Source organism: Streptomyces sp. NPDC013187, from assembly GCF_042899705.1.
GTDB lineage: Bacteria > Actinomycetota > Actinomycetes > Streptomycetales > Streptomycetaceae > Streptomyces > Streptomyces hawaiiensis_A.
Genome location: NZ_JBIBAF010000001.1, coordinates 177,576 through 196,925, shown reverse-complemented (window position 1 = coordinate 196,925; position 19,350 = coordinate 177,576). Strand labels below are relative to the sequence as shown.

General features: G+C 70.1%; 21 protein-coding genes and 1 pseudogene. 12 read left to right on the top strand and 10 right to left on the bottom strand.

Translation table 11 applies throughout. The features are described from left to right. Nucleotides 1–240: 240 nt before the first annotated feature. The 4 genes and pseudogenes from ACFY5B_RS00965 to ACFY5B_RS00950 all read left to right on the top strand — a co-directional run. Complete coding sequence (locus tag ACFY5B_RS00965) at nucleotides 241–1,557, top strand: cytochrome P450 (RefSeq protein WP_389962651.1); 1,317 nt, start codon at nucleotides 241–243, stop codon at nucleotides 1,555–1,557. Beyond that, nucleotides 1,554–2,369: a thioesterase II family protein gene (locus tag ACFY5B_RS00960; protein WP_389962648.1), complete on the top strand. Its 816-nt coding sequence runs from the start codon at nucleotides 1,554–1,556 to the stop codon at nucleotides 2,367–2,369. The genes ACFY5B_RS00965 and ACFY5B_RS00960 overlap by 4 nt, the downstream gene beginning before the upstream one ends. A 10-nt stretch (nucleotides 2,370–2,379) precedes the next feature. Continuing rightward, on the top strand, nucleotides 2,380–3,366 hold the full coding sequence (locus ACFY5B_RS00955; RefSeq protein WP_389962645.1) for an aldo/keto reductase: 987 nt from the start codon (nucleotides 2,380–2,382) through the stop codon (nucleotides 3,364–3,366). A gap of 202 nt (nucleotides 3,367–3,568) precedes the next feature. Beyond that, nucleotides 3,569–4,212, top strand: a pseudogene (locus ACFY5B_RS00950) (IS5 family transposase); the annotation flags it as partial. A 74-nt stretch (nucleotides 4,213–4,286) separates the two neighbouring features. On the opposite strand, the gene ACFY5B_RS00945 reads toward ACFY5B_RS00950, so the two are convergent. Then, entirely contained in the window at nucleotides 4,287–4,760 is a 474-nt protein-coding gene (locus tag ACFY5B_RS00945) for an ArsI/CadI family heavy metal resistance metalloenzyme (RefSeq protein ID WP_389962642.1), read from the bottom strand. Nucleotides 4,761–4,839: 79 nt separating this feature from the next. Between ACFY5B_RS00945 and ACFY5B_RS00940 the strand changes: the two genes are divergently transcribed. Genes ACFY5B_RS00940 through ACFY5B_RS00930 form a run of 3 tightly spaced genes read left to right on the top strand, consistent with a single transcriptional unit; the run spans nucleotide 4,840 to nucleotide 6,756 of the window. Beyond that, complete coding sequence (locus tag ACFY5B_RS00940; RefSeq protein WP_389962639.1) at nucleotides 4,840–5,247, top strand: ArsR/SmtB family transcription factor; 408 nt, start codon at nucleotides 4,840–4,842, stop codon at nucleotides 5,245–5,247. Beyond that, nucleotides 5,244–6,344, top strand: coding sequence for an ACR3 family arsenite efflux transporter (gene arsB / locus ACFY5B_RS00935; protein ID WP_389962636.1), 1,101 nt, complete (start codon nucleotides 5,244–5,246; stop codon nucleotides 6,342–6,344). The genes ACFY5B_RS00940 and arsB overlap by 4 nt, the downstream gene beginning before the upstream one ends. Beyond that, on the top strand, nucleotides 6,337–6,756 hold the full coding sequence (locus tag ACFY5B_RS00930) for an arsenate reductase ArsC (RefSeq protein ID WP_389962633.1): 420 nt from the start codon (nucleotides 6,337–6,339) through the stop codon (nucleotides 6,754–6,756). Before arsB ends, ACFY5B_RS00930 begins: the two co-directional genes overlap by 8 nt. 233 nt (nucleotides 6,757–6,989) lie before the next feature. On the opposite strand, the gene ACFY5B_RS00925 is transcribed toward ACFY5B_RS00930, so the two are convergent. After that, nucleotides 6,990–7,604 (bottom strand): TetR/AcrR family transcriptional regulator, encoded by a 615-nt coding sequence (locus tag ACFY5B_RS00925; protein ID WP_389962631.1) that lies wholly within the window; start codon nucleotides 7,602–7,604, stop codon nucleotides 6,990–6,992. A gap of 96 nt (nucleotides 7,605–7,700) precedes the next feature. Between ACFY5B_RS00925 and ACFY5B_RS00920 the strand changes: the two genes are divergently transcribed. Continuing rightward, on the top strand, nucleotides 7,701–8,633 hold the full coding sequence (locus ACFY5B_RS00920) for an alpha/beta fold hydrolase (RefSeq protein WP_389962628.1): 933 nt from the start codon (nucleotides 7,701–7,703) through the stop codon (nucleotides 8,631–8,633). Nucleotides 8,634–8,708: 75 nt separating this feature from the next. On the opposite strand, the gene ACFY5B_RS00915 is transcribed toward ACFY5B_RS00920, so the two are convergent. From ACFY5B_RS00915 to ACFY5B_RS00905, 3 genes are all read right to left on the bottom strand, one after another. Then, nucleotides 8,709–9,449: a cation transporter gene (locus ACFY5B_RS00915; RefSeq protein WP_389962625.1), complete on the bottom strand. Its 741-nt coding sequence runs from the start codon at nucleotides 9,447–9,449 to the stop codon at nucleotides 8,709–8,711. Continuing rightward, on the bottom strand, nucleotides 9,449–9,784 hold the full coding sequence (locus ACFY5B_RS00910; RefSeq protein ID WP_389962622.1) for an ArsR/SmtB family transcription factor: 336 nt from the start codon (nucleotides 9,782–9,784) through the stop codon (nucleotides 9,449–9,451). Before ACFY5B_RS00910 ends, ACFY5B_RS00915 begins: the two co-directional genes overlap by 1 nt. Nucleotides 9,785–9,846: 62 nt before the next feature. Further along, entirely contained in the window at nucleotides 9,847–10,371 is a 525-nt protein-coding gene (locus tag ACFY5B_RS00905; RefSeq protein ID WP_389962619.1) for a GtrA family protein, read from the bottom strand. A 482-nt stretch (nucleotides 10,372–10,853) separates the two neighbouring features. Between ACFY5B_RS00905 and ACFY5B_RS00900 the strand changes: the two genes are divergently transcribed. From ACFY5B_RS00900 to ACFY5B_RS00885, 4 genes are all read left to right on the top strand, one after another. Continuing rightward, nucleotides 10,854–11,372, top strand: a complete 519-nt coding sequence (locus tag ACFY5B_RS00900; RefSeq protein WP_389962616.1) for a hypothetical protein — start codon at nucleotides 10,854–10,856, stop codon at nucleotides 11,370–11,372. Between the two features lie 84 nt (nucleotides 11,373–11,456). Beyond that, nucleotides 11,457–12,305: a DUF4097 domain-containing protein gene (locus ACFY5B_RS00895; protein ID WP_389962613.1), complete on the top strand. Its 849-nt coding sequence runs from the start codon at nucleotides 11,457–11,459 to the stop codon at nucleotides 12,303–12,305. Nucleotides 12,306–12,382: 77 nt separating this feature from the next. Then, nucleotides 12,383–13,360: an ATP-binding cassette domain-containing protein gene (locus ACFY5B_RS00890; RefSeq protein ID WP_389962610.1), complete on the top strand. Its 978-nt coding sequence runs from the start codon at nucleotides 12,383–12,385 to the stop codon at nucleotides 13,358–13,360. After that, nucleotides 13,357–14,175: an ABC transporter permease gene (locus tag ACFY5B_RS00885; protein ID WP_389962607.1), complete on the top strand. Its 819-nt coding sequence runs from the start codon at nucleotides 13,357–13,359 to the stop codon at nucleotides 14,173–14,175. Before ACFY5B_RS00890 ends, ACFY5B_RS00885 begins: the two co-directional genes overlap by 4 nt. A gap of 182 nt (nucleotides 14,176–14,357) precedes the next feature. On the opposite strand, the gene ACFY5B_RS00880 is transcribed toward ACFY5B_RS00885, so the two are convergent. From ACFY5B_RS00880 to ACFY5B_RS00860, 5 genes are read right to left on the bottom strand one after another with little or no spacing between them, the layout of a single operon-like run. Next, the gene (locus ACFY5B_RS00880) at nucleotides 14,358–14,990 is read right to left on the bottom strand and encodes a potassium-transporting ATPase subunit C (RefSeq protein ID WP_389962604.1); all 633 of its coding nucleotides are present in this window, start codon (nucleotides 14,988–14,990) and stop codon (nucleotides 14,358–14,360) included. Between the two features lie 25 nt (nucleotides 14,991–15,015). Next, a complete protein-coding gene (gene kdpB / locus ACFY5B_RS00875; protein ID WP_389962601.1) occupies nucleotides 15,016–17,115 on the bottom strand; it encodes a potassium-transporting ATPase subunit KdpB in 2,100 nt (699 codons plus the stop codon). Between the two features lie 32 nt (nucleotides 17,116–17,147). Further along, complete coding sequence (kdpA, locus tag ACFY5B_RS00870) at nucleotides 17,148–18,809, bottom strand: potassium-transporting ATPase subunit KdpA (RefSeq protein ID WP_389962598.1); 1,662 nt, start codon at nucleotides 18,807–18,809, stop codon at nucleotides 17,148–17,150. Between the two features lie 5 nt (nucleotides 18,810–18,814). Next, entirely contained in the window at nucleotides 18,815–18,904 is a 90-nt protein-coding gene (gene kdpF / locus ACFY5B_RS00865; protein ID WP_033314594.1) for a K(+)-transporting ATPase subunit F, read from the bottom strand. Continuing rightward, nucleotides 18,901–19,317, bottom strand: coding sequence for a hypothetical protein (locus tag ACFY5B_RS00860; RefSeq protein ID WP_389962594.1), 417 nt, complete (start codon nucleotides 19,315–19,317; stop codon nucleotides 18,901–18,903). The genes kdpF and ACFY5B_RS00860 overlap by 4 nt, the downstream gene beginning before the upstream one ends. Nucleotides 19,318–19,350 lie beyond the last annotated feature (33 nt).

Here is a 19,350-nt window from a genome sequence, read left to right as displayed (position 1 = left end):
CCGGCTGGTTCCCCGTCGCGCTGTGAGGGACGAGCTCCGGCAGTATTCCCGGAGCCGTATCCCGCTCTGACCGTGTAGCCCACTCACCACATCCTCTCGGGTTCCCGCTCCTGGCTGCCCGCCCGCCGCCGTACGCCGTGCCGTTGCTCGGCGCACGACGGCCCGGAGCTGCGAAGAGGGGGGAAGCGTGGCTCACGGCACGGCGCCTTCCTGCCCATCACGGTGAAAGGAAGACGGGCCTTGACCGTCCATGCCACACCCGCCCCTGCCGGACCCCCACTCGCTCCGCCGCCGGGCTGCCCGATGCACGCGGCCACGACCGGACCCGCCGACGGCGTGAACCTCGTGGACCCGGCTCTCTACAGCGACGGCGACCCGCACCCCGTCTGGCGACGGATGCGCATGATGGACACGCTCACCCGTCACCAGGTCGACGACGAGCGCTGGTTCTGGAACGTCGTGCGCTTCGAGGACGCCGACCGGGTCCTGCGGGACACCGCCACCTTCACCTCCGAACGTGGCACCATGCTCGACCTGCTGGGCACAGACGACCCGGCGGGCGGCAAGCAGCTCGCGGCCACCGACCCGCCCCGCCACACCGAGATGCAGGGACGCCTCAAGAAGGCCCTGGCGATCAAGTCGGTCGACCGGCAGCGCGAGATGATCCGCGACCTGGTGGTCCCCCTCATCGAACCGCTCGGCGACGGCGGCACGTTCGACTTCGCGCAGACCATGCTCGCCATGCCGATGTCGGTCACCGGCACCATGATGGGCCTGCCGACCTCGGACTGGGCCTGGCTCAGCCGGCTGACCACGGTGTGCATCGCCGCCGACGACCCCGAGTACCAGGACCCGGGCGGCCGGGACGTCACCCTGAAGGCCGCCCACCGCGACCTGTTCGCGTACTTCCAGGACCTGGTCCGGTTCCGTCGCGACAACCTCGGGGACGATCTGCTGAGCGTGCTCATCTCCACGGAGTTCGAAGGCCGGCACATGGCGTCCGAGGAGATCGTCGCCAACTGCTACAGCCTCCTGCTCGGTGCGAACGTCACCACCCCCCACCCGCCGAACTTCGTCATGGCCGAGTTCATCGACACCGGAGTGCTCCAGGACTGGGCGGCACACCCGGAGGCCGACGACACCGCCCTGAACGAAGCCCTGCGCTGGGCCTCGCCCGTCAACCACTTCCTGCGGTACGCCACCCGTGACGTGGAGATCCGCAACACCCGGATCAGCGCCGGTGACGCGGTCGTCATCTGGCTCGGCTCCGCCAACCGTGACGAGACCGTCTTCACGCGCGGCCAGGAGTTCGACATCCGCCGCAGGCCCAACAAGCACCTGGCCTTCGGTATCGGGCCCCATTACTGCATCGGGCACAGCGTCGCCCGCGTCAGCCTGAAGACCCTGTTCCACGAGCTGTTCACCCGCTTCGAGGACTTCCGGCCGGCCGGACCTGCCGAGCGGCTCCGCTCCAACTTCGTCTCCGGCTACAAGCACATCCCCATCACGGCCCGGCGGGCCCGCGGCGGCAACGGGCGTGCCAGGAGCTCCGGATGACACGGCCGCACCCGAACGCCGTCCCACCCACCCACAGCCCGTGGCTCCGCCGCTTCCACGCCGCGCCGGCCGGCTCACCGCTCCTGGTGTGCTTCCCGCACGCCGGAGGCAGCGCCTCGTACTTCTTCCCGTTCTCCGCCCGGCTGGCCGCGCACGCCGATGTGCTGGTGGTGCAGTACCCCGGCCGGCAGGAGCGGTTCGCCGACCGGTGCGTGGAGTCCCTGCACGAGATGGCCGAGCTGATCACCGAGGAGCTGCTGGCCCACCTGGAGCCGACCCGGCCGTTCAGCCTCTTCGGCCACAGCATGGGCGCCTCCCTCGCCTTCGAGGTGGCCTGCCGGCTCAGGGACGCGGGCTTCCCGCCCGCCGCTCTCACGGTCTCCGGCCGCCGCGCCCCTTCGATACCCGCACCCGGTTCGGTGCACCTCGCGGACGACGACCAGCTGATCGCCGACATCAAGCTGCTCGGCGGCACCGATCAGGGGATGCTCGACAATCCGGAGCTGCTCGCCGCGATCCTGCCCTCCGTCCGCAGCGACTACGTGGCCACCGAGACGTACCGGTTCCGCGGAGCGGAGCCGCTGCAGTGCCCGGTCACCGCCCTGATCGGCGACGTCGACCCGCGGGTCGACGAGCCGCAGGCGCTGGCCTGGCGGAGTCACAGCACAGGCCCGTTCCGCCTGCGCGTGTACGCCGGCGGCCACTTCTACCTCGTACCCCACCTCGACGCCGTCGTGGCGGAGTTGCTCGCGGACCTGCCGGTCCGTGGCGCGGCCGCCGCCGGCACCGAGTCGGCCACCTCCCACCACTGAAAGGTCCACCATGAAGTACCGCGTCATCGGCAGCTCGCCCGACACCCGTCGCGAGGTCAGCGTCCTTAGCCTCGGCGCCATGACCTTCGGCACCACCGTCGACGAGGCGACCTCCTTCGCGATCCTCGACCGGTTCGTCGAGGCGGGCGGCACGTTCATCGACACCTCGAACAACTACGCGTTCTGGGTGAACGGCACACAGGGCGGCGAGAGCGAGCAGCTCGTCGGCCGCTGGCTGCGCAGCCGCGGGATCGGCGACGAGATCACCATCGCCACGAAGCTCGGCGCCCGCCCCAACCAGCCCACCCAGACCTTCAGCCTCGACGTGGAGGGCCTGTCCGCCAAGGTCATCCGCGAGTCGGCGGAGCGCAGCAGGGAACACCTCGGGATCGAGAAGATCCACCTGCTGTACGCGCACATCATGGACGAGCGGACCCCCCTCGAGGAGACCGTCCAGGGCTTCGCGGACGTGGTCGCCGACGGTGTGGCCGGGCTGCTCGGCGCGAGCAACCACTGGTCCTGGCGGATCGAGCGCGCCCGCGCCCTGGCCGCCGCCGCCGGTGTGCCCGGCTACGAGGTGCTCCAGCACCACCACAGCTACCTGCGCCAGCGCACCGACATCCCGAGCATGCGTTCCCCCGACGGCAACCAGGGCCTGGTCAGCGGCGACCTCCTCAGCTACCTCCGCGCCAACCCGTCGCTCACCCAGGTCGCGTACTCCCCCCTGATCTCCGGCGCGTACGTCCGCGACGACAAGCCGCTCGGCCCCGGTTTCGACCACGCGGGCACCCAGCCCAGGCTGAAGGCGATCCGCGAGGTGGCCGCCGAGACCGGCGCGACCGTCAACCAGGTGGTGCTGTCCTGGCTCATGGGCGGGGACATCCCGGTCCTCCCGCTGGTCGGTGCCTCGTCCGTCGCGCAGCTGGAGGAAAGCCTGGGCGCGGTGGATCTCGACCTGACCCCGGAGCAGCGGGCCAAGCTGGACAGCGTCCACTGAACCGACCGCACGCCCCGCGCCGCGGGGCCCGATGTCGGTGACCAGGTCCCCGGCCCGGGGCGACGGTCGCCGTGCCCCCGCCCCGGCGACCGCCCGGGGCGAAGGGTCTGCCGCCTGCCTCGGGCGGAGGGTCTCGCTCTCCGCCCGGCATGGCCGGACTGCTAGGGCGTTTCCTTCGGCCCATCTGATCGTGGGTTGATGTGTGTCGTTGACTGACGCCCAGTGGGCGAGGATCGAGCCGTTGCTGCCGGATCGGGCTCCGAAGCGAGGTGGGCGGTGGCGTGATCACCGACAGGTGATCGACGCGATCACGTTCAAGTACCGCACCGGGACGCCGCGGATGGACCTGCCCGGGCATTTCGGGTCGTGGAAGGGCGCCCATAACCGGCTGCGGAAGTGGGCAGCCGACGGCTCCTGGGAGAAGGTGTTCACCGCCCTGCTGGCCCAGGCCGATACCGAAGGCGACCTGGAGTGGGTCGTCTCGGTCGACTCCACGATCATCCGCGCTCACCGGCACGCCGCCGGGGCCCGTCAAAAGGGGCCCCGGACGGCGATCCTGCCGATCATGCCCTTGGACGGTCCCGCGGCGGACTGACCACGAATATTCACTTGGCCGCCGACAGCCACTGCCGGCCGCTGGTCTTCGTCATCACACCCGGCCAGGCAGGTGACGCGCCAGCGTTCGCCCAGGTCATGGCCCGCTTACGGGTGCCCAGACCGGTCGGCAGGCCGAGGACGAAGCCGGACGTGGTCCTCGCCGACAAGGCGTACTCGTCCCGCGCGATCCGCTCCCACCTACGTCGACGCGGGGTGCGAGCAGTGATCCCACAGCCCGTAGGCCAGGTCACCACCTACCAGGACGGCAGCGCCTCGCGCAGCACTTCTCGCCGCGCCTGCTCGCACGCTTGCGGCCATTCGCATCACCCGCCGCACGCGCATCCAGCGGCCGCCGGGGTGTCCACGGTCGCCTGGCCGGTGCAGCAGGCGTCCCCGGCGGTGTCGGGAGCGGCGCTCTTGCCGAGGTTGTCGGCGTCGGCCTTCACGACGTAGACCTCCCAGGGCTCCTTGCCGGGACCGTGGACCCACACCTTGTCCTGCAGGGCGTAGCAGCAGGAGGTGTCGTTCTCCTCGAAGGTGGCCAGGCCGGCGTCCTTGAGGCGAGAGGTGGCGGCGTCGACCTGGTCGGTGGACTCGACCTCGACGCCGAGGTGGTCCAGGCGCGTCGCCTCGCCGGGCTGCCCCTCGATCAGGACGAGCTTGAGCGGGGGCTCCGTGATGGCGAAGTTGGCGTAGCCCTCACGCCGCTTGGCCGGTTCGGTGCCGAACAGCTTCGAGTAGAAGGTGATCGACGCTTCGAGGTCGCTGACGCGAAGGGCGAGCTGGGCGCGAGACATGACACGACTCCCAACGGGTTGTATTGATGTCTGTCGATTCAAGATTGCGCCCTGAATCGAAAGATGTCAACATAGAGGAATGTCGAATCAAGAGTTGGTCGTGCTGGGTCAGGGTGATGCGGCCGGCGAATGCTGCCCGGCGCTGCTCACGACCCCCTTGGGCGAGGACCAGGCCGTGGAGCTGGCCAAGGTGTTCAAGGCGCTGGGCGATCCGGTGCGGCTGCGGCTGCTGTCGATGATCGCCTCCCGGGCGGGTGGCGAGGTCTGCGTGTGCGACCTGACCCCGGCCTTCGACCTGTCCCAGCCGACGATCTCCCATCACCTGAAGCTGCTTCGGCAGGCCGGTTTGATCGACTGCGAGCGGCGAGGCACCTGGGTCTACTACTGGCTGGTCCCCGAGATGACCGACCGGCTTGCCGCGATCCTGACCCGCCCGTCAGGAGACCCGCTGCCCGACCCCACGGCGCCTGCCGGGGCCGCCTCGTGAGCACTGCGGCCGCTGAGGGGAACGTCGCGGGACGCTTGTCCTTCCTCGATCGCTACCTGGCTGTCTGGATCCTCGCGGCCATGGCCTCGGGGCTCGGCCTGGGCCGCCTGGTCCCCGGCCTGGGTGACGTGCTGGCCGAGGTGACGGTCGCGGGCGTGTCCCTGCCGATCGCCCTGGGCCTGCTCGTGATGATGTACCCGGTCCTGGCCAAGGTGCGCTATGACCGCCTCGACACCGTCACCCGGGACCGCCGTCTGCTGCTGCCGTCCCTGTTGCTGAACTGGGTCGTCGGCCCGGCGCTGATGTTCGCGCTGGCCTGGCTGTTCCTGCCGGACCTGCCCGCCTACCGCACAGGCCTCATCATCGTCGGCCTGGCCCGCTGCATCGCCATGGTCGTCATCTGGAACGACCTGGCCTGCGGACACCGTGAAGCCGCTGCCGTCCTGGTCGCCCTGAACTCCGTCTTCCAGGTGATCGCCTTCTCGGCACTGGGCTGGTTCTACCTCTCCGCCCTGCCGGGCTGGCTGGGCCTGGAGCGCACCGACCTGGACGTGTCGGTGTGGGAGATCGCCCGCAGCGTGCTCATCTTCCTCGGCATCCCGCTCGCGGCCGGTTACCTCACCCGCCGCATCGGCGAGAGGACCAAGGGCCGCACCTGGTACGAAGCCGAACTCATCCCGCGCATCGGCCCCTTCGCCCTCTACGGCCTGCTCTTCACGATCGTCGTCCTCTTCGCCCTGCAAGGAGAAGCGATCACCTCACAGCCGCTGGACGTCGCCCGCATCGCTCTGCCGCTGCTGGTCTACTTCGCCGTCATGTGGGCCGGGTCCATGGCCGTGGGCCGTGCGGTCGGTCTGGACCACTCGCGCGCCACGACGCTGGCCTTCACCGCTGCGGGCAACAACTTCGAGTTGGCCATCGCCGTCGCCATCGCCACCTTCGGGGCCACCTCCGGCCAGGCGCTTGCCGGCGTCGTGGGCCCCCTCATCGAGGTGCCCGCACTGATCGGCCTGGTGTACGTCGCCCTGTACGCGCGCCGCCACTTCCCCACCCCAGCCGCCGTCCCCGCACCCCAGGAAGACGCAGCCCATGCCTGACACCGCCACCCCGTCCGTCCTGTTCGTCTGCGTCCACAACGCCGGACGCTCACAGATGGCCGCCGCCTTCCTCACCCATCTCGCGGGCGACCGCGTCCAGGTCCGCTCCGCGGGCTCCGCCCCCGCCGACACCGTCAACCCGGCCGTCGTCGAGGCCATGGCGGAGGCGGGTATCGACATCGCCGCCGAGGTGCCCAAGGTGCTCACGGCGGAAGCGGTCCGGGCGTCCGACGTCGTCATCACGATGGGCTGCGGGGACACCTGCCCCGTCTTCCCCGGGAAGCGCTACCTCGACTGGGAGCTCCCCGACCCGGCCGGGCGGGGTGTCGCAGCGGTTCGCCCGATCCGCGACGAGATCGAGAGGCGCATCCGCGGCCTGATCGACGAGATCACTCCGGCCGGCCAAGCATGAGTGCCCGGTGCGCAGTTCGCGCCGTGGCCATGGTTCCCGAGCGCGCCGGCGCGCACCCAAGGCTGCCGAAGTCGCGCGTGACCGGCGACGACAACCGCCGATCGAAACTACTGACCGGAACCACTGACCGGAACCACTGACCGGGACCGCTGACCGGAACCACTGACCGGGACCGCTGACCGAAACCACTGACCGAAACCACTGACCGGGACCGCTGACCGAAACCTCGCCGATCACGGCCGCAGCCGGCACGCCAGCCCCTCGAAGTAGCTGCGGTGCACGGCGGTCAGATCCACCTGCTCGGGGTCCAGCAGCCACAACAGGTGGGCCCCCTCGAGGAACGCGGCCGTCTCGGCGGCCAGGACTGCCGGGTCCAGGTCGGTACGGGCCGACCCGTCGGCCGCGGCGCGCCGGAACAGGGAGACCAGATGGGCGCGCAGTGCCCGGCCACGGTCCCGGAACCAGATGTGGAGCGCGGAACCGGGCTCCAGGTTCTCCGCGGTGAGGGTGGTGTGCAGGGCGGCCAGCTCGCGCTCGGTGGCGGCGGTGTGTTCGGCGTCCCGTATGAACCAGTCGAACGCCTGGTCAAGGCCGGGTTCGGCGTCCGGCGTGATGGAAAGCCGTGCCAGGGCGCGCCGGTCGGCCTCCTCCAGGACGGCTTGTACGAGTGCGTCCTTGCTGCCGAAGTGGTGGATGAGAGCGGAGGGGGTGGCCCCGGCGCGCTCGGCGATCGCGGCCACTCCGGTGCCACGCACCCCCTGGCGTGCGAACAGCTCGATCGCGGCGTCCACCATGGCGCGGCGACGCTCCACGCCCCGCTTCTGCACCTGCCCCTTGACTCCGGCCATGGGGATCAGGGTGCCCGGCGGGGTGACGCGGCGTCCACTTCACACCTGCGGGAAAACCCGTGCGGAACCTGCGCCCAACCATTATCTTGAATGGCCATGCAGGAAAATACACTCAGGAACGAGTACCTGACCGGCCGCGAGCTGATCGTCCACGCGGACGGCCTCGAACTGTGGGCAGAGGACTTCGGCGACCCGGGCCACCCCGCGGTGCTCTTGGTGATGGGCGCGCAGGCGCAGGCCGTCCAGTGGAACGACGGCATCGTCCGCCGTCTGGTCGAGGGGGGCCACCGGGTCATCCGCTACGACCACCGCGACACCGGACGCTCCTCCACCGTCGACTTCACCGCCCGCCCCTACACCGTCGCCGACATGGCCTCCGACGCACTCGCCGTGCTGGACGCGTTCGGGGCCGGACAGGCTCACCTGGTGGGTGCGTCCCTGGGCGGCCTCATCGCCCAGCGGCTGGCCGTCACCCACGCGCACCGGGTGCTGACCCTGACGAGCCTGTCGTCCCAGCCTCTCGGCACCGACACGGTGGCGGCGGTGCGGCGCGCTCTGGAAGGCGGGTCTCCGCCTCCCGGCGAACTGCCCCCTCCCACACCCGAGTTGCTGGCCGTGCTCGCCTCGACCTTCCCCGAGCCGGACGCGGACATGGAGGAATACCTCGCTGCCCGGCTGCCGCTGTGGCGCGTCCTGCACGGACCGGCGCTGCCGTTCCACGAGGCCGAGTACCGCGCGATGGAACGGCGGGTGTACGAGCGGGCGCGCGATCTGCGGGCCGGACTCAACCACACGCTCGCCGGGGCCGCCGGCTCGGGTTCCACGGCCGACCTGGCGTCGGTCACCGCACCGACCCTGGTGGTGCACGGCACCGAGGACCCGATGTTCCCGCCCGCCCACGCCGAAGCAACCGCCGCCGCCATTCCCGGCGCCCACCTGGTCATGATCGAAGGCATGGGCCACACCTTGCCCAAGGCGCTGGACGACCACCTGGCCGACGAGATCCTGCACCACACGCCACGCGCATAGCACCGGGCCCGGACCGTCCGGCTCAGCGCCTTCCCGCGTAGCCGTACAGCGCCAGTGCCGACCAGGCCCAGCCGGTCATCGGGCGGCTGCCTCCTCGGCAGGGGCGCAGCAGGCACAGCCTGGAGCGCAGCCGCAGCCGTCCTGGCTCGTCGCCTCGTCTGTCGTCATCGTTCCCATGGGCACTGCGCAGCAGTTGTCGCCGCGCCATGCCTCACGTCCTTCCTTGACCGCTACGGCGGCGATCACCAGGGCCGCGATCGGGTCGGCCCAGCTCCAACCGAACAGGGAGTTGGCGAGCAGACCGACGAGGAGGACGGCCGAGAGGTAGGTGCAAAGGAGGGTCTGCTTGGAGTCGGCGACCGCGGAGGCGGAGCCGAGCTCGCGTCCGGCGCGGCGCTGGGCGGCGGACAGGAACGGCATGATCGCCAGGGACAGGGCGGCCAGAATGATGCCCGGAGTGGAGTGTTCGGCCTCACCCGGGCCTGCCAGCGCGCGGACGGAGTCGACGGCGACGTACGCGGCCAGGGCGAAGAACGAGAGCGCGATGATGCGCAGGGCCGTCTTCTCGCGTGCCTCGCGTACGGCGTGGTCGGAGGCTGAGAACTGCCAGGCCACGGCCGCCGCTGAGGAGACCTCGATCACCGAGTCCAGGCCGAAGCCGATCAAGGCGGTGGACGAGGCCATGGTGCCGGCGGTGAGTGCGACGATCGCCTCGATGACGTTGTAGGTGATCGTGGCGGCGACGAGCAGACGTATGCGGCGGGCCAGTTGGGTGCGCCTGCTCGGCGTGGCGCTGAGGGGAATCGGGGTCTCCATCAGCAGCAGCCCTTTTCGTCGGCCTCCACGCACGTGCGCTCGGCCTCGACGGCGAGGACGGCGTCGCGCAGGTCGTCCAAGGCGTGGCCGAGGCGGGCATCGGCCAGTTCGTAGCGCATGCGCCGGCCTTCCGGGACGGCGACGACGATGCCGCAGTCGCGCAGGCAGGCGAGGTGGTTCGACAGCCTTGTGCGGGAGATCTCCAGCCTGTCGGCCAGGTCGGCCGGGTGGGCCGGCGCCTCGCGGAGGGCGAGCAGGATGCGGCAGCGGATCGGATCGGCCAGCGCACGGCCGAAGCGCGCCAGGGCGTCGATGTCGGAGGCGATGCTCAGCATGGCCCCGACAGTACACAGAAGCGTGGATTCAGGAAAGCGTGGATTATCGCCCGGTGGACCAGTCAGGCGGCGTAGCTGAGCACCGCGGGGCCTGCCGGGGCCGTGGTGCGGGCCACGGCCGCTTGCACGGGACGGGCGGTGCGAACGGTGGGCGCGGACTGCGCGCGGTTCCGCGTGAAGACGACGAGGCGCAGCACCGTGAACCGTGCGACACCGGCGAGTGCGGAGGCGGACAGGTAGACCACCTGTTCCAGCACCGCACCGGGCGCCGCCACCATCTGCTGCAGGACAAGCATCGCCGCGCAGGTCACCGCGTATGCGGCCGCCGCGGACCCGGCCGATTGGGCATGCTGGCGCCAGGTCGCGCGCCTGCCCGCGCCGAAGGTGAAGCGGGCGTGCAGCTCGGTGGCGAGGAGCGTGGAGACCACGGTGATCAGGGCGTTGGCCAAAGCCCAGGGGATCCAGGAGGCGAGAACCGCCACGGCGAAGCTGGAGGTGATCCCCACCCCACCGCCGCAGAGCACGAAGCGGGTGAAGGCGGTGAAGGCGGCGGGCGCCGCCTGCTCCTGGCTCTGTGCTGTCTCCATGATCCGCCCCTTCTGATGGCTCACTCCGCGAAAACGCGCACCCCTCGGCCCTGTGCGGCCGACAAGTTCCTGCCGGTGACGCCACTATGGCACATAAGTGGTGTCACATCGAGCCTATATAGCGCCACGGAGTGGAAGTCGGTCGCGGCATGCAGGCCGGAAACTCGCAGCTGCTTCGAAGCGCGCCGCAGGCGCGGAGGGGGCCGTGGTGTGGGCCAGCGCCTCCGCGCGCCTGAACTCCTGTTGATGTCGGGCCATCCCCCATGCGCCGCAGCGGTCACAGCGGCCACAGCGGCGCCGGGTGGCGCGCTTTGGTGCCATTCCGTGCTCCCGGAAGTGCGTGAGTGCGCCTGGCGCCACGCTGACTCTGGGCGGCGCCAGGCCCTCGTTCTCGCAGCTCAGGGTGATTGCCATCCATCCCGCCCCACGTGAAGTGTCACTCGGCCTTGCATGTGGCGCCACTGCGGTGCCATGATGGCGTCATGGACCTCACCCCGTATGTCGACAAGCTCCGCCGCGAACTCGCGGTGGCCGCCGAAGCCGGCGGCGACGAAGCCCGAGAGCTGGCCGAGAGGCTCATCGCGCCCCTGGAGTCGGCGACCCGCCTGACCATGCTCAATGTGCTCTCCGCCGCGATGGACGAGATCACCCGCGATCTGGCCCCCGGCTCGGTCGACGTACGGCTGCGCGGGCTCGACCCCGACTTCGTGGTGACACCGCCGCCCACCGACGGCGGCGCCCCCGCGGAGCCGGCCGCGCCCGTCGAACCTCTCAGGGCCTCGGCTCCGGCCGACGGCGACGAGGGCGGCACAGCCCGCGTGAACCTGCGCCTGCCGGCCCACCTCAAGGCCCGCGCCGAGGAGGCCGCGAGCCGCGAGGGCCTGTCGGTCAACGCGTGGCTGGTGCGCGCCGTGTCGGCCGCGGTCGACGGCGGCACCCGGCCGCGTACGCCGGAGAAGACCCAGACGGTCGGACAGAGCTTCACAGGCTGGGTGCGCTAGCCGCGCCCCCACATCGGCACCACTTCACCCACACCACGTCCCACCAGCGGGGACGGCTCAAGGACTCAAGAGGACGGGACAGCCATGCCTTCTTTCGACACTCCCGACACGATCTCGGTCACGGCGCGCGTGGAGGCCGGTTCCCTCCAGCTCACCGCGGGGGACCGCCGCGACACGGTCGTCGATGTGCGGCCTCGCGACCCGAAGAAGGACCTGGACGTACGGGCGGCCGAGCAGACCGAGGTCACCTACGCGGGCGGCGTGCTGACGATCAGGACGCCCAAGGGCAATCTGCTCGGGCTCGGCCGCACCGGCACGGTCGACGTGACGGTCGAACTGCCCGCGGGCTCGCGCATCGACATGACCGGCGCCTGGGCCCAGGTGCTCGGCGAGGGCCGGCTCGGCGAGGTCAGTGTGAAGACCTCGTCCGGCGACGTCCGTCTCGACACGACGGGTCCACTTCAGCTGACCGCGTCGCACGGCTCGATCACCGTGGACCGGGTCGAGGGCAGGGCCGAGATCACCACCAGCTCCGGCAGTCTGCGCGTCGGCCGCGTCGACGGCCCCGCCGTCCTGAAGAACTCGCACGGCACCACGACCGTCGACGCCGCGCTCGGCGAGCTGCGGGTGAGCGGCGCCAACGGCGACATCGAGATCCGGCGCGCCGAGGACTCGGTCACCGCCACCACCGCCCACGGCACCCTGCGGGTGGGTGAAGTGGCCCGCGGCACCGTCCAGTTGGAGACCAATTACGGCGCCATCGAGGTCGGCGTCCGCGAGGGCACGGCCGCCTGGCTCGACGTCAGCTCGGGCTCCGGCCAGGTGCGCAACACGCTGACCGCGTCCGAGAGCCCGGAGCAGACCGAGGACACGGTCAAGGTCCGCGCCCGCACCAAGTACGGCAACATCGACGTCCGCCGCGCCCGGGCCTGAGCACCACATCGTCAGCCGGCCCCTCCCCCCCCTCACCATTCAGCCTTCGATCGGAGGGCCCCATGCCTTCTTCTGTCATGTCCACGTCCAGACGGGGTGACGGTCCGCAGTCGCCGGCCGCCGTCTCCACCGTCGGTCTGCGCAAGTCCTACGGCGACAAGACCGTCCTGGACGGCATCGATCTGCACATCCCTGCCGGGTCCGTGTACGCCCTGCTCGGGCCCAACGGCGCCGGCAAGACCACCGCCGTGAAGATCCTGTCCACGCTCATCACCGCCGACGGCGGCCAGGCTCAGGTCGCGGGCCACGACGTCGCGACCTCCCCGGACGGGGTGCGCGCCGCGATCGGTGTCACCGGGCAGTTCTCCGCCGTCGACGGTCTGATCACCGGCGAGGAGAACATGCTCCTCATGGCGGACCTGCACCACCTGTCCAAGAGCGAGGGGCGGCAGGTCGCCGCCGAGCTGCTGGAGCGGTTCGACCTCACCGAGGCCGCGAAGAAGCCCGCCTCCACCTACTCCGGCGGGATGAAGCGCCGCCTGGACATCGCCATGACCCTGGTCGGCCGGCCGCGGATCATCTTCCTGGACGAGCCGACCACCGGCCTCGACCCGCGCTCCCGCCACAACATGTGGCAGATCATCCGCGCACTCGTCTCCGACGGCGTCACCGTCTTCCTCACCACCCAGTACCTGGAAGAGGCCGACGAGCTCGCCGACCGCATCGCGGTGCTGAACGACGGCAGGATCGCCGCCGAGGGCACCGCCGACGAGCTGAAACGGCTGATCCCCGGAGGGCACGTCCGTCTGCGCTTCACCGACCCGTCCGCCTACCGGAGAGCCGTCTCCGCCCTGCGTGAGGTCACCCGGGACGACGAGGCGCTGGCGCTGCAGATCCCCAGCGACGGCAGCCAGCGCGAGCTGCGTTCCATCCTCGACCGGCTGGACTCCGCCGGCGTCGAGGCCGACGAGCTGACCATGCACACCCCCGACCTCGACGACGTGTTCTTCGCCCTGACCGGCGGCACCGACCAGCCCAAGGAGGCCGTCCGATGAGCACCCCCCTGGCTACTGCCCGCCCGGCCCGGCTCTCCCTCGCCCTGCGCGACTCTTCCACGATGCTGCGCCGCAACCTCCTGCACGCGCGACGCTACCCGTCCCTCACCCTGAACCTGCTGCTCACGCCGATCGTCCTGCTGCTGTTGTTCGTCTACGTCTTCGGCGACGTGATGAGCGCGGGCATCGGCGGTGGCGGCGCCGACCGCTCGGAGTACATCGCCTATCTCGTCCCGGGCATCCTGCTGATGACCATCGGCGGCACCCTGGTCGGCACCGCGGTGTCCGTCTCCATGGACATGACCGAGGGCATCATCGCCCGTTTCCGCACGATGGCGATCCACCGCGGTTCCGTGCTCATCGGACACGTCATCAGCAGCGTGGTGCAGTCGGTCATCAGCGTGACTCTTGTCGGCGCCGTCGGCGTCGCCATCGGCTTCCGGTCCACGGATGCCACGGCCCTGGAGTGGATCGCGGCATTCGGGCTGCTCGCGCTGTTCGCCCTGGCGTTCACCTGGATCGCGGTCGGGATGGGCATGGTCAGCCCCAGCGCCGAGGCAGCCAGCAACAACGCGCTGCCGCTGGTCTTCCTGCCGCTCATCTCCAGCGCCTTCGTCCCGGTCGACGCGATGCCGGGCTGGTTCCAGCCGATCGCCCAGTACCAGCCGTTCACGCCCGCCATCGAGACCTTGCGCGGACTGTTGCTCGGCACCGAGATCGGCAACAACTGGTGGATCACCATCGTCTGGTGCGTGGGCCTGGCGGCGCTCGGCTACCGCTGGTCGAAGGCGGTGTTCAACCGCGACCCGAAGTGACCGCGCGCACTGCCTCTCCGGCAGTTCGTCCCGCTCGGGGGCGGCATGCTCCGACACCACGTCGGCGTATGCCGCCCCCGCGGCCCTGGTCCACACCGGGTGCGGCGCCGAGGGAGATCCGGAGCTTGCCGCGTGCCATGTCATCCCTCGAAGCGGTAGCCCATGCCCGCTCCTTCAGCTCGTCAGCCTTTGGCCACGAGGTCCTTGAGCGCGATGTTGAGTTCGAGCACGTTGACCCGGGGCTCGCCGATGAAGCCGAGGGTGCGGCCCTCGGTGTGGTCGTCGACGATCGTCTGCACCTGGGCGACGGTGAGGCCGTTGCGCTCGGCGACGCGGTGGACCTGGAGGTCGGCGTAGGCCGGGGAGATGTCCGGGTCGAGGCCGGAAGCGGAGGAGGTGACCGCGTCCGCGGGGACGTCCTCCGGCTTGACGGTGTAGCCGGGCACGGAGTTGTCCTTGACCACCGTGGCCTTGGCGTCCTCGACCTGCTTGACGAGCTCCTTGTTGTCGGCGGCCAGGTTGGTGGCGCCCGACAGAAGCAGCTTGTACTGCGTGTTGACCGAGTTCTCGCCGAGCCCGTTCGCCGGGCGCGGCTGGAAATACTCCAGGCTGTAGCCCTGCTGCCCGATGAGGGACGAGCCGACGACCTTGCCGCCCGCCTCGGCCTCGGAGCCGTTCGCCTTGCCGGGGAACAGCCCTTGGGCGATGCCGGTGACGACCAGCGGATAGATGACGCCGGTGACCAGGGTCAGCACGAGGAGGGCGCGCAGGCCCGCTCCGAGCAACCGGGCGGTGTTCACAACGGAGTTGTTCATGGTCCTTCACCACGCTTTCGAGGAATTACAGCCCGGGGATCAGAGAGATGAGCAGGTCGATGAGCTTGATGCCGATGAACGGGGCGATCAGCCCGCCCAGTCCGTAGATCGTGAGGTTCCGCCGCAGCATGCGGTCCGCGCTGACCGGCCGGTACCGCACGCCCTTCAGGGACAGCGGCACCAGCGCGATGATGATCAGCGCGTTGAAGACGACGGCCGACAGGATCGCGGAGTCCGGCGAGGACAGGCCCATGATGTTGAGCTTGTCCAGGCCCGGGTAGACCGCGGCGAACAGTGCCGGGATGATCGCGAAGTACTTGGCGACGTCGTTGGCGATGGAGAACGTCGTCAACGCGCCCCGGGTGATGAGGAGTTGTTTGCCGATCTCGACGATCTCGATGAGCTTGGTCGGATTCGAGTCGAGGTCGACCATGTTGCCGGCCTCCTTCGCGGCCGACGTGCCCGTGTTCATCGCCACGCCGACGTCGGCCTGGGCGAGGGCCGGGGCGTCGTTGGTGCCGTCGCCGGTCATCGCGACGAGCTTGCCGCCCGCCTGCTCGCGCCTGATGAGGGCCATCTTGTCCTCGGGGGTGGCCTCGGCGAGGAAGTCGTCGACACCGGCCTCCTCGGCGATCGCCTTCGCGGTCAGCGGGTTGTCGCCGGTGATCATGATGGTCTTGATGCCCATGCGGCGCAGTTCCTCGAAGCGCTCCCGCATGCCGTCCTTGACCACGTCCTTGAGATGGATGACGCCCAGGACGCGGGCGCCCCGCTCGTCGTCCACGGCGACCAGCAGCGGGGTCCCGCCCGCCTCGGAGATGCGGTCGGCGATCTCGTCCGCGTCCTTCGCGACCGTGCCGCCCTGCTCCTCGACCCAGGCGATGACCGAGGCCGTGGCGCCCTTGCGGATCTTGCGGCCGTCGACGTCGACACCCGACATGCGGGTCTGAGCGGTGAACTCGATCCATTCGGCTGGTGCCAGCTCGCCCTGGTGGCGCTCGCGCAGCCCGTACTTCTCTTTCGCCAGGACGACGACCGAGCGGCCCTCGGGTGTCTCGTCGGCCAGCGACGACAGCTGGGCCGCATCCGCGACCTCCGCTTCCGTCGCCCCGCACACCGGCACGAACTCGGCGGCCTGCCGGTTGCCGAGGGTGATGGTGCCGGTCTTGTCGAGCAGCAGCGTGGAGACGTCACCGGCGGCCTCGACCGCCCGGCCCGACATGGCCAGCACGTTGCGCTGCACCAGGCGGTCCATGCCGGCGATACCGATCGCGGACAGCAGCGCGCCGATGGTGGTCGGTATCAGGCAGACCAGCAGCGCGATCAGCACCACCATCGTCAGGTGCGTACCGGCGTAGTCCGCGAACGGCGGGAGCGTGGCGCACGCGAGGAGGAAGACGATGGTCAGCGAGGCGAGGAGGATGTTCAGCGCGATCTCGTTGGGCGTCTTCTGCCGTGCCGCGCCCTCGACGAGGCTGATCATCCGGTCGATGAAGGTCTCGCCCGGCCTCGTCGTGATCTTGATGACGATCCGGTCGGACAGCACCTTCGTACCGCCGGTGACGGCCGAGCGGTCGCCGCCCGACTCACGGATGACCGGGGCCGATTCACCGGTGATCGCCGACTCGTCGACCGACGCGACGCCCTCGACGACGTCGCCGTCACCGGGGATGACGTCCCCGGCCTCGCACACCACGACGTCGCCGATGGTCAGCTCGGTACCGGGGATCCGCTCTTCCGAGCCGTCGGTGAGCAGTCGGCGGGCGATCGTGTCGGTCTTGGCCTGCCGCAGGGTGTCGGCCTGCGCCTTGCCGCGGCCCTCGGCGACCGCCTCGGCCAGGTTGGCGAAGACCACGGTCAGCCACAGCCAGACGCTGATCGTCCAGCCGAACCAGTCGCCCGGGTCCTGGAAGGAGAAGACGGTCGTCAGGACCGAGCCGATCCACACCACGAACATCACGGGCGACTTGACCATCACCCGCGGGTCGAGCTTGCGGAAGGCGTCCGGCAGGGACCTGACCAGTTGCCTCGGGTCGAAGAGGCCCGCACCTGCACGGCCCGCGGCGGGCTCGGGCCCGGTGGGAGCGTCGCTGTGCGGCGCCCGGGTGGGAGTGGCTGTGGACATGGAGTCCTCTGACTTCTCTGTACGGGTGGTCATCACGCCAGCCCCTCGGCGAGCGGGCCCAGTGCGAGGGCGGGGAAGTACGTGAGACCGGTGATGATGAGGATCGCGCCCACCAGCAGTCCGGTGAACAGCGGCTTCTCGGTGCGCAGGGTGCCCGCGGTCACGGGCACCGGCTTCTGCCCGGCGAGCGAGCCGGCCAGCGCCAGGACGAACACCATCGGCAGGAAGCGGCCCAGCAGCATCGCGAGTCCGGTCATGGTGTTGAACCAGTCGGTGTTGGCGTTCAGTCCGGCGAAGGCCGAGCCGTTGTTGTTCGACGCGGACGTGAAGGCGTAGAGCACCTCGGAGAAGCCGTGCGCGCCGGAATTCAGCATCGAGTGCGGCGGGGTCGGCAGGGCCATGGAGACGGCGGTGAAGACGAGCACCAGTGCCGGGGTGATGAGGATGTAGCAGGCGGCCAGCTTGATCTCGCGGGTGCCGATCTTCTTCCCCAGGTATTCCGGAGTCCGGCCGACCATCAGGCCGGCGATGAACACCGCGATGACCGCCATGATCAGCATGCCGTAGAGGCCGGAGCCGACCCCGCCGGGCGCTATCTCGCCCAGCATCATGCCGAGCATGGTGATGCCGCCGCCCAGACCGGTGAACGAGGAGTGGAAGGAGTCCACCGCTCCGGTCGAGGTGAGCGTGGTCGACACCGCGAAGATCGAGGACGCCCCGACACCGAAGCGGACCTCCTTGCCCTCGTAGGCCCCGCCCGCGGCTTGGAGCGCCGGGCCGTGGTGGGCGAACTCGGTCCACATCATCAGGGCCACGAAGCCCAGCCAGATCGTGAACATCGTGGCGAGGATCGCGTATCCCTGCCTGACCGAGCCGACCATGACCCCGAAGGTGCGGGTCAGCGCGAACGGGATCACCAGGATCAGGAAGATCTCGAACAGGTTGGTGAAGGGCGTCGGGTTCTCGAAGGGATGCGCGGAGTTGGCGTTGAAGTAGCCGCCGCCGTTGGTGCCGATCTCCTTGATGGCCTCCTGCGAGGCGACCGCGCCGCCGTTCCACTGCTGGGATCCGCCCATGAACTGGCCGACCTCGTGGATGCCGGAGAAGTTCTGGATGACACCGCAGGCCACCAGCACGATCGCGGCGATCGCCGCCGCCGGCAGCAGAATCCGCAGGGTGCCGCGCACCAGGTCGGCCCAGAAGTTGCCGAGCTCACCGGTACGGGACCGCGCGAACCCGCGTACGAGAGCGACCGCGACGGCCATGCCGACGGCCGCGGAGACGAAGTTCTGCACGGCGAGACCGGCGGTCTGCACGACGTGCCCCATGGTCTGCTCGCCGTAGTACGACTGCCAGTCGGTGTTGGTCACGAACGACACGGCCGTGTTGAACGACTGCGCCGGATCGACCGAGGAGAACCCCAGCGAGCCGGGCAGAACGCCCTGGAGCCGCATCAGCAGATAGAGGAAGAGGACGCCGACGGCCGAGAAGGCGAGGACGCCGCGCAGGTACGCGGACCAGGTCATCTCGGCGTCGGGGTCGGCACCGATGGCCTTGTAGACCCACTTCTCGACCCGCCAGTGCTTGTCGGACGAGTAGACCCTGGCCATGTAGGTGCCCAGGGGGATGTAGGCGAGAGCCAACGCGGCTGTGAGCGCGAGCAGCTGGAGCACGCCGGCGAGGACGGGACCCATCGGGCTCAGAACCTCTCCGGGAAGATCAGGGCGAGGACGAGATAGCCCAGCAGGGAGACGGCCACCACCAGGCCGACGACGTTCTCGGTGGTCACAGCTTCGTCACCCCCTTGGCGACGAGAGCCACCAGCGCGAACGCAGCGAACACGGCGACGACGAAGGCCAGATCGGCCATCGCGAACTCCTGGAGTGAGGTTCGGTGAAACGGACGATTCGAGGAAAACGCCTCTTCGGCCGGTTCGGGTCCGCCCTTGACGGCTCTCATACGGCGGGGCCCACGCCCTTGACGGAACTCTGACGCCGCCGGCTCGGGCAGCCGCTGCCGCTGCCGCTGCCGCTGCCGCAGCCGCTGCCGCTGCCGCAGCCGCAGCCGCAGCCGCTCCGGCTCGGTCTCCGCGATCAGAACGGTGACGCGCGTGCCCGGCCCGGCGGCGGCCACCCCACGGACGTACGCGGCGATCGGACGCCCCAGACTGCGCCGCTCACTCGACAGCCGGACCAGACGCACACCGGGATCCCAGTCCGCCCACTTCCGGTCGAC